Below are 15,383 nucleotides of genomic sequence, written 5' to 3'. Positions count from 1 at the left end.
AGCTCTTTGGCTGTCATTCGACGGCGGACGCTTCAATCTTGTCCAGGCGTGGCGTCTTGCTGTTGCAACGACGCTGGTCCTGACGCTGGGCTACTTCTTGTACCTCACGGCGAGTGACAAGATCAGCCAAGCTGATACCGCTCAGAAATTCGTGGATCTGCAGGCTCAAGTCGCACCACAAGTGGTGAGTCAGGCAGGTGTCGCCTTGATGGCAATCGCCCTGGCCCTGGCACTTGGTGGCATCGACCGATTCGTTTACCGCATCGATCACCTGGGCGACCTGGATGCCCTGCATGTCGCGGGACAGCTGGTAGCCGCCGCCCGGGCCACGGACGCTGGACACCAGATTGCTGCGGCGCAATTTGGCGAAGAGCTGTTCGAGGTAGGACAGGGAAATGCCTTGGCGCTCGGAGATATCGGCCAGGGACACGGGCCCGTGCTGCGCGTGCAACGCCAGATCAAGCATGGCGGTCACGGCGTATCGGCCTTTTGTAGTCAGTCGCATGGACAATTACCACGGAGTTCGGAATTGGGGCGAGTATGCAATTCCCGAGTATTTAAGTCAACTATAAGACCTAGTACATTAGTCGGGTTTACCCGCAAAAGAGCGGCCGCATCATAGCAAAGGCTGGGCGGTTACAGCCAGCGGTACCGAGTTATCGTTCATCGCGAGCAGGCTCGCTCCCACAAGTTTTCGGGTGAAACACAGATTATGTGAACACCGGAATCCCTGTGGGAGCGAGCCTGCTCGCGATAAGGTCGACTCGGTTTAGCTGGCCTGGCTCTGATCCTTGTCCTTCACACAGGCGAAATCTTCTTCGCGCAGCTCAGGCAGATCTTTCGCACAGTAATTGCTGCCCAGCTCCGTCAACGCCCCGCACATCCCCTCCAGGCGCCCATCGACTGCCTGCAAGTGATCCAGCAACTGATTAATAGCGCGCGCCACCGGATCGGGCATGTCTTCGCCCACACCATAAGCATCGAAACCGATCTTCTCGGCCATGGCCTTGCGCTTGGCGTCCTGCTCTTCATCGGACTTGACGATGATCCGCCCCGGAATGCCCACCACGGTCGCCCCGGCCGGTACAGCCTTGGTCACCACGGCATTGGAGCCGACCTTGGCCCCCGCACCCACGGTGAACGGACCGAGCACCTTGGCTCCCGCGCCCACCACCACGCCATCTTCCAGCGTCGGGTGACGCTTGCCTTTGTTCCAGCTGGTACCGCCCAGCGTCACGCCTTGATAAAGGGTGACATCGTTGCCGATCTCGGCGGTTTCACCGATGACAATGCCCATGCCATGGTCAATAAAGAACCGACGCCCGACCTTGGCACCCGGATGGATCTCGATCCCGGTCAACCAGCGACCGAAGTTCGACACCAGCCGCGCCAGCCATTTCAGCTCGGCGCGCCACAGGGCCGCCGACAGCCGGTGAATCCAGATGGCGTGCATGCCCGGGTAGCACGTCAGAACTTCAAAAGCGTTACGCGCCGCCGGGTCACGATGGAAAACACTCTGGATATCTTCACGCAAACGCTCGAACATCATTAATCCTTCCGCTTAAGAAGCTCACCACGGGCCGCTTTCTGGGTTTCCGTGAGGATGCCACGCAATATATTCATTTCCGCCCGGCTGACCGAGCTTCGTCCGTACAACCGGCGCAGGCGCGCCATCAAGTGCCGTGGCTTTTCCGGGTCGAGGAATTCGATGGCCACCAGGGTTTGCTCCAGGTGCTCATAGAACCGCTCCAGTTCATCCATGGTCGCCAGCTCAGCGCTTTTGACCGAGGCCACTTCTTCCTTCTCGACCTTGCTCGGCTGGCCCTGGGCCGCGAGCCAGGCCATGCGCACTTCATAGCTCAACACCTGCACCGCCGCCCCAAGGTTCAGCGAACTGAACTCAGGGTCTGATGGGATGTGCACGTGATAATGACATCGCTGCAGCTCTTCATTGGTCAGGCCGGAATCTTCACGACCAAATACCAGGGCGATTTCGGCGCCCTGCCCGGCTTCCTCGACCACTTTCGTCCCGCATTCGCGGGGATCGAGCAGCGGCCAGGGGATGCGCCGGTCACGGGCGCTGGTGCCGAGCACCAGATTGCAGCCGACCAAGGCATCTTCCAAGGTGGCGACGACTTGCGCGTTTTCAAGGATGTCCCCGGCGCCGGATGCACGGGCATCGGCCTCGTGGTGCGGGAACAACCGCGGTTCGACCAGCACCAGCCGCGACAGGCCCATGTTCTTCATGGCACGCGCAGCCCCGCCGATATTGCCGGGGTGGCTGGTATTGACCAGGACGACACGAATGTTTTGCAGCACAGGAAGGCGCTCTCGGACACAATAATCGGGAGCAGAATCTTACAGCTCAACCTACCGTTAAGCTATGAAAGCGAACACTGACCTTCACCTGTAGAAAAGTTCTGATAGAATGCCCGGCTTTCTTTAACAACCTTAGGTGACACATCCATGCAGCCCATGCTGAATATCGCGCTGCGCGCCGCCCGCAGCGCCAGTGAATTGATCTTCCGCTCCATCGAGCGCCTGGATACCATCAAGGTCGACGAAAAAGACGCCAAGGATTACGTATCCGAGGTGGACCGCGCCGCTGAACAGAAAATCATCGACGCGCTGCGCAAGGCTTACCCGAACCACTCGATCATGGGTGAAGAAACCGGCATGCACGCCGGCACCGGGATCGAAGGTGAAGAATACCTGTGGATCATCGATCCGCTGGACGGCACCACCAACTTCCTGCGCGGCATTCCTCACTTCGCTGTCAGCATTGCCTGCAAATACCGCGGTCGCCTGGAACACGCTGTTGTTCTGGACCCGGTTCGCCAGGAAGAATTCACCGCCAGCCGTGGTCGCGGCGCTCAACTGAACGGTCGTCGCCTGCGCGTCAGCGGCCGCACCAGCCTGGACGGCGCCCTGCTGGGTACCGGTTTCCCGTTCCGTGACGACCAGATGGACAACCTCGACAATTACCTGGGCATGTTCCGCGCCCTGGTTGGCCAGACTGCCGGCATCCGCCGCGCTGGCTCGGCGAGCCTGGACCTGGCCTACGTGGCTGCCGGCCGTTTCGACGCGTTCTGGGAGTCGGGCCTGTCCGAGTGGGACATGGCTGCAGGCGCCCTGCTGATCCAGGAAGCTGGCGGTTTGGTGAGCGACTTCACCGGCGGTCACGATTTCCTTGAGAAAGGCCACATCGTTGCCGGCAACACCAAGTGCTTCAAGGCAGTGCTGACGGCGATCCAGCCGCACCTGCCGGCCTCGCTGAAGCGCTAAGCTTCCAGCGACAGAAAAAAGCACCCTTCGGGGTGCTTTTTTATGCCTGGAAATCCGTTCTGCCATCACCGCCGCCCCACCGTAGGAGCGAGCTTGCTCGCGAAAAACCCGAGGGCACCGCATTCAACCAGCAAGCACTCGTTATCGCTGGCGACCATCGCGAGCAAGCTCGCTCCTACAGTGGGTAGGCAGCGACGCTCAAATTCTGGGCAAAAAAAAAGCACCCCGAAGGGTGCTTCTTTTTCAGCGACAGACAATCAGCTCATCAATGCGCCTGTTCATTCTGCGACAGGATCAACTTGCCTTCCTTATCCACCGGAATCTGGTTGCCCGGATCGCGATCCATCCGGACCTTGCCTTCCTTGCCGTCCAGCGAATAACGGACGTCGTAGCCCACTACCTTGTCGCTGATGTCATTCACGGTGTTACAGCGAGTCTGGGTCGTGGTGTAGGTGTCACGCTCCTGCATGCCTTCCTGAACCTTGTTACCGGCGTATCCGCCACCGACCGCGCCCGCGACCGTGGCAATTTTCTTGCCGGTGCCGCCGCCGATCTGGTTACCCAGCAGACCGCCTGCCAGTGCACCCACCACCGTACCGGCGATCTGGTGCTGATCTTTCACCGGCGCTTGCCGGGTTACCGCTACATCCTTGCACACTTCACGTGGCGTCTTGATTTGTGTCTTGACCGGTTCAACGGCTAGAACTTGCGCATACTCAGGGCCGCTTTTAACCAGGCTGTAGGTGGCAACAGCACCCCCGGCAGTTACACCGACAGCACCCAATACCGCACCAACCAGCAACGACTTGTTCACATGAACCTCCTGACCATCACATGCGGGACACGCCCGCGCTTCTCCCAGCCTTGGAGCACAAAAAAAGGCGCGAGTTCAACTCGCGCCTTTTCGGGCTGACAGCTGGAAGAGCGATGGCCGTTATGGACGGTCGTCGACTTCCTTCTCGCTGGCCGCAGGAGGAATCAAATCCTCGCTGTTCAGGTTCAGCCAGATCAGCACCACGTTCGCGATGTAGATCGACGAGTAGGTACCGGCCAGAACCCCCACCAGCAGCGCCAGGGAGAAGCCGTACAGGTTGTCGCCACCGAAGAACAGCAGCGCCGCGATGGCCAGCAAGGTCGACACCGATGTCGCGATGGTCCGCAACAGGGTTTGCGTGGTCGAGATGTTGATGTTCTCGATCAGGTTGGCCTTGCGCAGTACGCGGAAGTTCTCACGAACCCGGTCGAATACCACAATGGTGTCGTTGAGCGAGTAACCGATGATCGCCAGTACCGCCGCCAGCACCGTCAGGTCGAAGGTGATCTGGAAGAACGACAGGATACCGATGGTCACGATCACGTCGTGGATCAGCGAAACGATCGCACCGACAGCGAATTTCCACTGAAAGCGGAACGCCAGGTAGATCAGGATGCCGCCCAGCGCCATCAGCATGCCGAGGCCGCCCTGGTCGCGCAGTTCTTCACCGACCTGCGGGCCAACGAACTCAACGCGCTTGACCGTCGCCGGGTTGTCGCCGCCGACTTTCAGCAGGGCTTCCGCGACCTGGTGACCCAGTTGCGGGTCTTCGCCTGGCATACGCACCAGCAGATCTGTGGTAGCACCGAAGCTCTGCACGATGGCTTCGTGGTAGCCGGACGAAACCAGCTGCTCACGCACCTTGGTCACGTCAGCCGGACGCTCGTAGGTCAGCTCGATGAGCGTACCGCCGGTGAAGTCCAGGCCCCAGTTCATGCCCTTGTGGAAGACACTGAAGATGGCCAGTGCGGTAAGGAACAATGTGACGCCGAACGCGAAGTTGCGAACGCCCATGAAGTTGATTGTACGTAACATGGCAGCCCCTTAAATCCACAACTTCTTGAAGTCACGACCGCCGAAGATCAAGTTGACCATCGCGCGGGTGACCATGATGGCCGTGAACATCGAAGTCAAAACCCCGAGGGACATGGTCACTGCGAAGCCTTTGACCGGACCTGTACCCATGGCAAACAGGATCCCGCCCACCAGCAAGGTGGTCAGGTTGGCGTCGAGAATCGCTGTGAATGCGCGACCGAAACCTTCGTTGATCGCCCGTTGCACGGTCATGCCCGCCGCGATCTCTTCACGAATCCGCGAGAAGATCAGAACGTTGGCGTCGACCGCCATACCCATGGTCAACACGATACCGGCGATACCCGGCAGGGTCAGCGTGGCACCCAGCAGCGACATCAGGGCCAGCAGCAGCACCATGTTCACACCCAGCGCGACCGTGGCGATGATGCCGAAGAAGCGGTAGATGGCGATGATGAACAGCGAGACGAACAGCATGCCCCACAGCGAAGCATCGATACCTTTGGTGATGTTGTCCGCACCCAGGCTCGGGCCAATGGTGCGCTCTTCAGCGAAGTACATCGGCGCCGCCAGACCACCGGCACGCAACAGCAGCGCCAGCTCGGACGATTCGCCCTGGCCGTTCAGGCCAGTGATACGGAATTGAGCCCCCAGCGGCGACTGGATGGTCGCCAGGCTGATGATCTTCTTCTCTTCCTTGAACGACTGCACCGCCACGTCTTTCTCGACACCATCGACCACTTGCTTGGTGTAGGTGGTGATCGGACGCTGTTCGATGAAGATCACCGCCATGCTGCGACCGACGTTCGAACGGGTTGCGCGGCTCATCAGCTCGCCACCGTGGCCATCCAGACGGATGTTCACTTCTGGCGTGCCGTGCTCGCCGAAGCCAGCCTTGGCGTCAGTTACCTGGTCACCGGTGATGATCAGGCCACGTTCGATCTGTGCCGGCGGACGATTGCCTTCACGGAACTCGAAGGTTTCGGAAGTGGCTTTCGAAGCACCCGGCTCAGCAGCCAGACGGAACTCGAGGTTGGCCGTCTTGCCGAGGATACGCTTGGCTTCTGCGGTGTCCTGCACGCCCGGCAGCTCAACCACGATGCGGTTGGCGCCCTGACGCTGGACGATCGGTTCGGCAACACCCAGCTCGTTGACGCGGTTACGTACCGTGGTCAAGTTCTGCTTGATGGAGTATTCGCGGATTTCCGCCAGCTTGGCTGGGGTCATCGCCAGACGCAGTACCGGTTGGCCGTTCAGGTCAGCCGGAACAATGTCGAAATCGTTGAAGTTCTTGCGGACCAGAGCACGGGCCTGTTCGCGGGTCGCTTCATCGGAGAAGCCCAGCTGAATGGCACCGCCCAGTTGCGGCAGGCTGCGATAACGCAGTTTCTCTTTGCGCAACAGGCTCTTCACATCGCCTTCGTACACTTTCAAGCGTGCGTCGAGGGCTTTGTCCATGTCCACTTCCAGCAGGAAGTGCACACCACCGGACAAGTCCAGACCCAGCTTCATCGGGTGCGCGCCCAGGCTGCGCAGCCATTGCGGGGTGGTTTGCGCCAGGTTCAGTGCAACGACGTAGTCATCACCCAATGCCTTGCGCACGACGTCTTTGGCCGGCAGCTGATCTTCAGCCTTGACCAGGCGAATCAGACCGCCCTTGCCGTTAGCCGCCAGCGTAGCCGCCTTGACGTTGATCCCGGACGCCTTGAGCGCAGCGCTCACACGGTCCAGATCAGCCTGATTGACTTGCAGCGCAGTGCTTGCACCGCTGACCTGAATGGCCGGGTCATCAGGATATAGATTGGGAGCGGAATAAATCAGACCGATCGCCAGCACCGCCAGGATCAGAATGTATTTCCACAGAGGGTATTTGTTCAGCATCACGCCGCCCGCTTATGACGCGGGGCGCCTTGCGCGCCCCGTCGATTGAGTAGAAGTTGAAACTTAGATCGCTTTCAGCGTGCCTTTTGGCAGCGTGGCGGCAATGGCGCCTTTCTGGAACTTCATTTCGACGGTGTCGGAAACTTCCAGAACCACGAAATCGTCAGCCACTTTAGTGATCTTGCCGGCGATGCCGCCGGTGGTCACAACTTCGTCGCCTTTTTGCAGGCTGCTCAGCAGGTTCTTCTGCTCTTTGGCGCGCTTGGCCTGTGGACGCCAGATCATCAGGTAGAAGATGACCAGGAAACCGACCAGGAAAATCCACTCAAAGCCGCCGCCCATTGGGCCTGCAGCAGGTGCAGCAGCGTCAGCCATGGCGTTAGAGATAAAAAAGCTCATTTAGCACTCCAGTTGCAAATGTTGAATCTTGGGGTCAGAAAACTCAGTCCAAAGGCGGAACAGGTAACCCGCGTTTGGCGTAGAAGGCATCGACAAAGGCGGCCAATGTACCCTGTTGAATAGCCTCGCGCAAACCAGCCATAAGCACTTGATAATGACGCAAGTTATGGATGGTATTGAGCATGCTTCCCAGCATTTCGCCGCACTTGTCCAGGTGATGCAGATAAGCGCGGGAGAAGTTCTGGCAGGTATAGCAATCGCAGGTCGGATCGAGCGGCGAATCATCATGGCGATGGAACGCGTTACGGATCTTCAGCACGCCGGTATCGATGAACAGATGCCCATTGCGGGCATTACGGGTTGGCATCACGCAATCGAACATGTCCACACCGCGGCGCACACCCTCAACCAGATCTTCCGGTTTGCCAACGCCCATAAGGTAACGAGGTTTGTCAGCCGGCATCTGGCCCGGCAGATAATCCAGCACCTTGATCATCTCGTGCTTCGGCTCGCCCACCGACAGACCGCCAATGGCCAGGCCATCGAAGCCGATCTTGTCGAGGCCTTCCAGCGAACGCATGCGCAGATCCTGGTGCATGCCGCCCTGAACGATACCGAACAGCGCCGCCGTGTTGTCGCCATGGGCATTCTTCGAACGCTGGGCCCAGCGCAACGACAGCTCCATCGACACCCGCGCGACGTCTTCGTCAGCCGGGTACGGCGTGCATTCGTCGAAAATCATCACGATGTCCGAGCCCAGGTCGCGCTGGACCTGCATCGACTCTTCCGGCCCCATGAACACCTTGGCGCCATCGACTGGCGAGGCGAAGGTCACGCCCTCCTCCTTGATCTTGCGCATCGCGCCCAGGCTGAACACCTGGAAACCGCCGGAGTCGGTCAGAATCGGGCCTTTCCACTGCATGAAATCGTGCAGGTCGCCGTGCTTCTTGATCACTTCGGTGCCAGGACGCAGCCACAAGTGGAAGGTGTTGCCCAGAATGATCTCCGCGCCGGTCGCGGTGATGTCCCGCGGCAGCATGCCCTTCACGGTGCCGTAAGTGCCGACCGGCATGAAGGCCGGGGTCTCGACGGTACCGCGCGGGAAGGTCAAACGACCGCGACGAGCCTTGCCGTCAGTAGCAAGCAACTCAAACGACATACGACTTTGGCGACTCATTCTTTGTCCTCAGGGCCACGTGGTGCGGGGTTACGGGTGATAAACATCGCATCACCGTAGCTGAAAAAGCGGTATTCGTTCTCGACCGCGGCTTTATAAGCGGCCATCGCTTCGGGATAACCGGCGAACGCCGAAACCAGCATCAACAGCGTGGATTCGGGCAAATGGAAGTTGGTGACCAGGGCATCGACCACATGAAACGGCCGGCCCGGGTAGATAAAGATGTCGGTGTCGCCACTGAACGGCTTGAGCACGCCATCGCGCGCGGCACTTTCCAGCGAACGCACGCTGGTGGTCCCCACCGCCACCACACGCCCGCCGCGAGCGCGGCACGCCGCCACGGCATCGACCACATCCTGGCCGACTTCCAGCCATTCAGTGTGCATGTGATGGTCTTCGATCTTCTCGACCCGCACCGGCTGGAACGTACCCGCGCCAACGTGCAAGGTCACGAACGCCGTCTCGACGCCCTTGGCCGCAATCGCGTCCATCAGCGGCTGATCGAAATGCAGCCCCGCCGTCGGCGCCGCCACCGCGCCCAGACGCTGGGCGTACACCGTCTGATAACGCTCGCGGTCCGAGCCTTCATCCGGGCGGTCTATATAAGGAGGCAACGGCATGTGCCCGACGCGGTCGAGCAGCGGCAACACCTCTTCGGCGAACCCCAGCTCGAACAACGCATCGTGACGAGCGAGCATTTCGGCTTCGCCACCGCCATCGATCAGGATCTTCGAACCCGGCTTCGGCGACTTGCTGGACCGCACATGGGCCAGCACGCGATGACTGTCGAGCACCCGCTCCACCAGGATTTCCAGCTTGCCGCCGGAAGCCTTCTGGCCAAACAGTCGCGCCGGAATCACCCGGGTATTGTTGAACACCATCAAATCGCCCGGGCGCAAATGCTCAAGCAAATCAGTGAATTGACGGTGTGCCAGGGCGCCGCTGACCCCATCAAGGGTCAACAGGCGACTGTTGCGACGCTCGGCCAAAGGGTGGCGAGCAATCAGCGAATCAGGGAGTTCGAAAGTAAAGTCAGCAACGCGCATGATGGGGTTCGTCTAGCAGGGCCCGGAAGTCTAGCGGAAATAGTGAAAATTCTCCATGTACCTGATTGACCGACGGTTATCTCATCTCTATACTTCGCCGCCATTGAGCCCTGATGGCGGAATTGGTAGACGCGGCGGATTCAAAATCCGTTTTCGAAAGGAGTGGGAGTTCGAGTCTCCCTCGGGGCACCAAAATTAAGAAAGGTCTTGCTTTGCAAGGCCTTTTTTTTCGCCTGCGATAAAGTGACTGACACCCCACCGACCTGCTTGCTGGCGATGCTTTTGGCTTTTTTCGTCCTCGGTTGGCACGACATTCTCAAGGATTCATCCCATGGAACTGCTGCTGGAAACTGTTGCTCTGTTCTGTCTCAAGCTGGCTTATGAGACGGAGGGGTCGAGTCCGATTCTGCGGGATGATCCGGTCATGAGTGATTATGAGCGGGAGGTATTTGGGTTGTTGGTGCGTCGCGAGGATGTCGTGACGATTCAGTTAAAGGTGGATGAGTGTGTGGGGTTGGCGCTGCAAGCCATCGGTGGTGTGGATAAGCCGTTGGGGCGGGAACTGCGGAGATTGTCGACTGAGTTTGCCGGGATTCAGACGATGGAGCAGCTTGATGCCCCGCTCATCGCGCTTAAGGATTATCTGAAAGACATTCTGTGATTGATGACGTGACCCGCGACGCTTCAACACTGTGATCGTTCCCACGCTCCGCGTGGGAATGCATCCCGGGACACGATGCGTTGCAATTGGCCTTGACGCCAACTCCTTCGATTGGACATCAACATAGGCTTCGATTGGATCACCTAACCACAATAAAAAATAAACCTGTCACCTTTTCTTTAAAACGTTTACTTACCATAGATAGCAACCTTAGCCCCATTCAAGAATTTATCGAGTTCTTCTGGATGCTCATCAATCCACATTTCACATACAACAGAAAACACCCTATTAAAATCCCACCCAAACACTCGGCCCACATTATGAAAGTAATCATGGAAATCCGAACCTGCAGCAGCGGCCTTTGCCTGACTAACTTTCAATTCAGAAACCATAAGCTTGGAGGCCAAAAAACTTGCTGGCTTTGACTTAAAATACGCCATCATAATTTCATCTGGAGCGAGACTAGTAGGCAGAAAAAAATAATCCCCCCCCTTCCCTAAGATTGATTTACTCTCTCGACAATCACCATCGTACAACCCGGCAAACTTAAAACCCTTATGAGGAAAAGCCAATCTACTCAAATCAATAGAAACATGCCCTTCCGAACCCGACTTATGATAATAGAAGCTGTCGATAGAAAAATCACTGGAGTTATTAAATAACGCTTTCGCAAAGATAATCCCCCCAACATCCTCTAAAAACAGCATACCTATTTTTGGTGGAATCAACCCTAAACTCTCAAGATGGGAGGCCATGCCACCGGCAGCAGAAAAATTCTGAATCCCATTATCCGTCCTAATAATCAAATGCATAAAACTAGATGGAACTCTCTTTAGGATATGTTCTGAATGGGTAGACAACATCAATGTAATTCCGGAACCAGCAACAGTTTTAGCTAAAACATTTGCCAATCTATCTTGACTTGCTGGAGGCAAAAAACTCTCCGGCTCTTCAATAAAAAGAACCTTATTCCCTTCAGCGTGCTCCATGTAGTTAACCAACCACCAAAAGTAAAATAATGACAACTCCCCCATACCCATACCGGAGCTATCATAAACAACTCCACCTAACTCGACCCGGAAAAATGGAAATGCCGGATAATTATCAAACTCCCCCTCCACTGTAGTCATCCAGACACGACTGTACTCATTACCAGTCAGGTAATTTATTACACTCAGCTCTTCTTCAGTCGCCAGATTCTCGCCATGTTGCTCGATTAACTCTGCGATATTTGTTTGCTGCAGCAACATCTCCTGAAACAGCGGGATCAGCGTGCAAGGATCAAACATAAAAGACGCCAATTCCATTGCTGCCGGGGCCGGTACAATTTGGTCCTTATCCGCATCGTCATAATTCAAAAATCTTTCATAGCCCACACCATTGATCGCCAAGTTAATCTTAAGCTTAGCCTTCTCTAGTATAGGTGTCTTGAATGGCGCCCGGTTACTTGACTCCTCAATCAAACAATTGTAAGCGAGCCTCATTAAATTGCTTTTACCTACACCATTTCTCCCTATAAAAACATTCACTCCATCATTCAGCGCGATCTCCAAATCGCTCAAAACCTCATGCGAGGTAAATTTCAATTTTTCAAGCTTCACAGGATACTTTCTACGAACAAAGTCCCTCCAGTAATCATTAACCTTCGCTTCCTTTAAGCCGCTCATATTATATCCCCCCAGTTCAGGTCTCTACTGACCTTGGCTAAGGAAGCTTCGTTGTATACAACATTTTTTTGAGAGCTTAAATAATGGAATATCGAGTTAACATCCCCGTAGGACACATACTCCTCGACGCCGTCTGGAAAGTACAGGGAGTACATACCCCAAAGAATCAAGTCCCGCAAAATAACAGAGCTCGTATCCGCAACTCTAGAACTCGCCCGATCTTGGTACACTTGAAAAGTCTTAACTAAAAACGCCTGAGTTATACCACTAGGTATAAACTTCGGAACAATCACAATCTCATGATCTTCCCTGACGTTCTCAAAGTTATCAAAAAACTCGTACACCTCTTCGAGATCCAACTCCAAATCGATGGCCTTATAAATAAAAATAAGCCACGAGGAAATTGTAGCCTTATTCAGCTTGCTCGCATACTCCCGACGATTCAAACACTCATACAGAACATCCAGACAACTCTTCGACATGTCGGTCAGTTCTTTTGAAAATCCAGTTGACTCTCGATATCTGCCGGTCACTGTATTTGCAGTAACCTTTTTTGTTAAAGTCGCCCCTTCTAATGTTAGAAGGAATTTCGCAAGTACATCATCGTATGCCATACGAGAGTTAGAAAATCCCATAAGCTCACGAGTAAAACCTACCTCCTCCATATATTCAGTAAGAGATTTAACTTGCTGCCTAGCTTCTCCGAAATAGGCATTTCGCTGTTCGGCAGAAGTTAAATTCGTCGGCTGATTCAACCTATAGAACAACTCACCTGGTTCACGAGGCTTATAGTCAGATATGGTCAACACTCTGATTGTGAAATCTTCAAACTTTCCCCGCATTTCTGCCGACAAATCACTCCAATACATTCCATCAAGAGCCTGTATATATTTTTCCAAAGGCTCTTGTTCGCCATTTATAGGAAAATGACCTTCTATAAAGTCTCGAATTGCAGCTAACCTTTGCTGTCCATCTAAGACCTCTTGCTTCTCGCTACTTGGAACCTGAATAACGTGAATAGGTGGAATATGCCAACCACGCAGCACACTATCTACGAGCCGTTGTTTCTTACCTTTACCCCAAACTTCTCCCCGCTGAAAATTTGGTTGTAGATCCAAGCGATCGCCACGTATCTTTCTGTAGAGTGTAGCAATATCAGGATCAGATGGAGTTAAGTGCATTTTTTATATCCTTAATACTAATAAGATTATTTTAGAGGTAAACCGATCTACATTCAGAATCCATTCACCAATTCTTTAAAATCAATTGGCACACATAGGTTTTTATTGCCGAGCCATATAAAAATTGCCAACAGATTAGATATCCATGGAAAATGCATTGCTGATCGCCATAAGTTTTAGATCTGCTTCGGCTTCTAATATCAAGGGTTGTGTCGGAGAAAAAACCCGACAAAGTAGTGTGTCGGCATCTGTCAAGTTCTGTTGCCGATCAAAAGTCGAGCCCCCCTCGTCATCTGAATATTCGTTCAGTACCGTTGAGACCATCGTGAATGTTGTCGACTTCGATCCTTGGGGCATCAAGCATTCCTTTGACGAACGTGTGTGTGTGTTTGGCAAGTCAATCATCACTCGTTACACGTGCAAGTACAAGCCAGTGGCCATTAGACAAAATTTTAAGGTAATCGCACTTTTAACCACGCAGCTCAGGAGACCGCCCAGATACCCGTACCCGCGCCGTTTCTGAAGATCGTACTTCTATGTACACACGATCAGCTCCGTCAATTACGGGCGAATTGGTTTGATGCCGAAGCTTTCGAAGGTTGCAGGAACCGAGTCTGCAAGATAACCTCCCACCGTCCCTGCCAATTCAGCGACCGGGTGTGGAAACCCGTGTAATTCAAGGCGCAACAGCGCCCCCATCACGTCTGCCGGCGCTTTTTTTATGCCTGCGGCGTGAGTTATGGCGGCTGTGCGTGGGACGTCTTCGGGCGTGCCGGTTTCCTTGATTCCCGGTTTTCCACCCTGCGCACAGCTGTCACCCATTCGTGTGGAAACGAACGTGGCAGCTCCTCATATCAAGGAGTTGGATAATGCGCAGTATCAATCCGTTTGAAATTTGGGCTTCCCCTCAACGCAATTCCCAATCGCGTAACGCCCTCCCCCATTGCCTCTCCATCCTCGGAGGTGGCCAATGACCACTCAACCCGAACTCACAACCATCGGCCTCACCCCCGCCATCTACTGTGGCGATCAAGCGCTGTTCCATGTCACGCGTAACGTGCCCGTCGGCGATGCGTTGGCCATGGCTTCTGATTTTCTGTTTATCGCCAAGGCGCTGACCAAGGATGCGGCTTATGCCAAGGACTCGGATTACCACGCCTGGGCTGCGCATTATTTGACGGCGATGAGTAAGGCGGTGGTGGATGATGTGGCGAAGGCGGTGACGCGGGATAGGGATAATGAGTTGGCGAATAAGCGGGCGGAGGGGATGGCTGAGGGGTAGCCGTTCGACGGCCTCCGTCTGCCTCGCGTAGGGGGCTTGGCAGCGTACTTGCTCGCGAAGATGGCGGTCATTCAGCGGTAATCGTGATTGGCTTAAGTTTTTCGCGAGCAGGCTCGCTCCTACAGGAGTTGTGATTCGGTGCTGAGTTTTGTGGTGGTTGGACTGGCGCTTTCGCGGGCAAGCCCGCTCCCACAGGGATTGGTGTGGTGGTGGAAAGTGGGGCTCGGTATGGAGGTGTTTGATTCTCTGCTTGGCGCGAATGCTGAGCGTGACCATGACACTGGAATTCGGAACCAACCAGCAGACCCAACCAGGAAGGTAGAGCCATGAAACACGTGATTATGGGCGTTCCCGAAGGTGAGGATTTCGCTTCATACGAGAAGGAGATCCCGGTCTCCGTCGAGGACCTTAAGCTCATTATGGGATGGGAAAAGGACGACGATTTCGTATACGACTATCGGCTTACCTTGGAGCAAGTTACCGCAATAGAGCAGCTTTGTTCGCTAGAGCTGCCCAAGAATCTGGAGCTTTTTCTCACCTGTAATGCGTGATATTTGCCAGGCGTCGAGAGATCTGCAGGGTTTCCAGTAAATGAACTGGGGACCACTGGGCATGGCTTTGGAGGATCTAGGGTCGACAGTTCCACCGTTCAGAAACAAGAAGGCCCGAACGTAATACCGGACTAAGCCAGCACCAGAGGATCGGGCGCGATTGAAGTGCAGGCGACGGCTCGCCAATGAGCAGGGTAAAACAGGACGCTGCGGATTGGTGTCAGGCCATTCCGAGATAGAGGTAGGGATCATCCTTGGATGCCGGCTTCTGGTGAGCTTGCTCGCGAAGATGGCGGCCATTCAGCGGGATTGGTGGTGCGTTTGAGTTTTTCGCGAGCAGGCTCGCTCCTACAGGGATTGTGATTCAGTGCAGGTTTTAGTGGTGGTTGGGCTGGCGCTTTCGCGGG

At 55.3% G+C, this 15,383-nt stretch carries 15 protein-coding genes and 1 tRNA gene; 5 read left to right on the top strand and 11 right to left on the bottom strand.

Annotation, left to right across the window (positions count from 1 at the left end; translation table 11 throughout):
- Positions 1 to 13: 13 nt before the first annotated feature.
- The 3 genes from iscR to trmJ form a co-directional block, all read right to left on the bottom strand.
- A complete protein-coding gene (gene iscR, locus ACF6ZU_RS17895) occupies positions 14 to 505 on the bottom strand; it encodes a Fe-S cluster assembly transcriptional regulator IscR (RefSeq protein WP_008042436.1) in 492 nt (163 codons plus the stop codon).
- Between the two features lie 264 nt (positions 506 to 769).
- Positions 770 to 1,546: a serine O-acetyltransferase gene (cysE, locus tag ACF6ZU_RS17890; protein WP_392885582.1), complete on the bottom strand. Its 777-nt coding sequence runs from the start codon at positions 1,544 to 1,546 to the stop codon at positions 770 to 772.
- Positions 1,547 to 1,548: 2 nt separating this feature from the next.
- Positions 1,549 to 2,319 carry a tRNA (cytosine(32)/uridine(32)-2'-O)-methyltransferase TrmJ gene (gene trmJ / locus ACF6ZU_RS17885; protein ID WP_392885580.1) on the bottom strand — a complete coding sequence of 257 codons (771 nt, stop codon included), beginning with the start codon at positions 2,317 to 2,319 and terminating at the stop codon, positions 1,549 to 1,551.
- 147 nt (positions 2,320 to 2,466) lie between these two features.
- Between trmJ and suhB the strand changes: the two genes are divergently transcribed.
- The gene (gene suhB / locus ACF6ZU_RS17880) at positions 2,467 to 3,285 is read left to right on the top strand and encodes an inositol-phosphate phosphatase (protein WP_008014726.1); all 819 of its coding nucleotides are present in this window, start codon (positions 2,467 to 2,469) and stop codon (positions 3,283 to 3,285) included.
- Positions 3,286 to 3,550: 265 nt separating this feature from the next.
- Here the strand turns inward: suhB and ACF6ZU_RS17875 are convergent, their stop codons facing one another.
- The 6 genes from ACF6ZU_RS17875 to queA all read right to left on the bottom strand — a co-directional run bounded on the left by ACF6ZU_RS17875 (position 3,551) and on the right by queA (position 9,634).
- Positions 3,551 to 4,099: a glycine zipper 2TM domain-containing protein gene (locus ACF6ZU_RS17875; RefSeq protein WP_392885577.1), complete on the bottom strand. Its 549-nt coding sequence runs from the start codon at positions 4,097 to 4,099 to the stop codon at positions 3,551 to 3,553.
- Positions 4,100 to 4,219: 120 nt separating this feature from the next.
- Positions 4,220 to 5,134, bottom strand: a complete 915-nt coding sequence (gene secF / locus ACF6ZU_RS17870) for a protein translocase subunit SecF (RefSeq protein WP_392885576.1) — start codon at positions 5,132 to 5,134, stop codon at positions 4,220 to 4,222.
- 9 nt (positions 5,135 to 5,143) lie between these two features.
- Positions 5,144 to 7,012, bottom strand: a complete 1,869-nt coding sequence (gene secD, locus ACF6ZU_RS17865; RefSeq protein WP_392885575.1) for a protein translocase subunit SecD — start codon at positions 7,010 to 7,012, stop codon at positions 5,144 to 5,146.
- 63 nt (positions 7,013 to 7,075) lie between these two features.
- A complete protein-coding gene (gene yajC / locus ACF6ZU_RS17860; protein WP_007982729.1) occupies positions 7,076 to 7,411 on the bottom strand; it encodes a preprotein translocase subunit YajC in 336 nt (111 codons plus the stop codon).
- Positions 7,412 to 7,454: 43 nt separating this feature from the next.
- Entirely contained in the window at positions 7,455 to 8,570 is a 1,116-nt protein-coding gene (gene tgt, locus ACF6ZU_RS17855; protein WP_162130630.1) for a tRNA guanosine(34) transglycosylase Tgt, read from the bottom strand.
- 14 nt (positions 8,571 to 8,584) lie between these two features.
- Positions 8,585 to 9,634 carry a tRNA preQ1(34) S-adenosylmethionine ribosyltransferase-isomerase QueA gene (queA, locus tag ACF6ZU_RS17850; protein WP_392885573.1) on the bottom strand — a complete coding sequence of 350 codons (1,050 nt, stop codon included), beginning with the start codon at positions 9,632 to 9,634 and terminating at the stop codon, positions 8,585 to 8,587.
- Positions 9,635 to 9,741: 107 nt separating this feature from the next.
- On the opposite strand from queA, the gene ACF6ZU_RS17845 reads away from it, so the two are divergent.
- Together ACF6ZU_RS17845 and ACF6ZU_RS17840 are read left to right on the top strand one after the other, a co-directional pair.
- Positions 9,742 to 9,826, top strand: a tRNA-Leu gene (locus ACF6ZU_RS17845).
- A gap of 139 nt (positions 9,827 to 9,965) precedes the next feature.
- Entirely contained in the window at positions 9,966 to 10,295 is a 330-nt protein-coding gene (locus ACF6ZU_RS17840) for a hypothetical protein (RefSeq protein ID WP_392885571.1), read from the top strand.
- 188 nt (positions 10,296 to 10,483) lie between these two features.
- On the opposite strand, the gene ACF6ZU_RS17835 is transcribed toward ACF6ZU_RS17840, so the two are convergent.
- Both ACF6ZU_RS17835 and ACF6ZU_RS17830 read right to left on the bottom strand, forming a co-directional pair.
- Complete coding sequence (locus ACF6ZU_RS17835) at positions 10,484 to 11,962, bottom strand: ATP-dependent endonuclease (RefSeq protein WP_392885569.1); 1,479 nt, start codon at positions 11,960 to 11,962, stop codon at positions 10,484 to 10,486.
- The gene (locus ACF6ZU_RS17830) at positions 11,959 to 13,143 is read right to left on the bottom strand and encodes a DUF262 domain-containing protein (protein WP_392885567.1); all 1,185 of its coding nucleotides are present in this window, start codon (positions 13,141 to 13,143) and stop codon (positions 11,959 to 11,961) included. Before ACF6ZU_RS17830 ends, ACF6ZU_RS17835 begins: the two co-directional genes overlap by 4 nt.
- Positions 13,144 to 14,113: 970 nt before the next feature.
- On the opposite strand from ACF6ZU_RS17830, the gene ACF6ZU_RS17825 reads away from it, so the two are divergent.
- Together ACF6ZU_RS17825 and ACF6ZU_RS17820 are read left to right on the top strand one after the other, a co-directional pair.
- The gene (locus tag ACF6ZU_RS17825) at positions 14,114 to 14,425 is read left to right on the top strand and encodes a DUF3077 domain-containing protein (RefSeq protein ID WP_392885565.1); all 312 of its coding nucleotides are present in this window, start codon (positions 14,114 to 14,116) and stop codon (positions 14,423 to 14,425) included.
- Between the two features lie 326 nt (positions 14,426 to 14,751).
- Positions 14,752 to 14,976, top strand: a complete 225-nt coding sequence (locus tag ACF6ZU_RS17820; RefSeq protein ID WP_392885564.1) for a hypothetical protein — start codon at positions 14,752 to 14,754, stop codon at positions 14,974 to 14,976.
- The last annotated feature ends 407 nt before the right edge of the window (positions 14,977 to 15,383 follow it).

Source organism: Pseudomonas migulae (genome assembly GCF_043225285.1).
Taxonomy (GTDB): domain Bacteria; phylum Pseudomonadota; class Gammaproteobacteria; order Pseudomonadales; family Pseudomonadaceae; genus Aquipseudomonas; species Aquipseudomonas migulae_C.
This window is presented reverse-complemented; position numbering and strand designations above follow the sequence as displayed.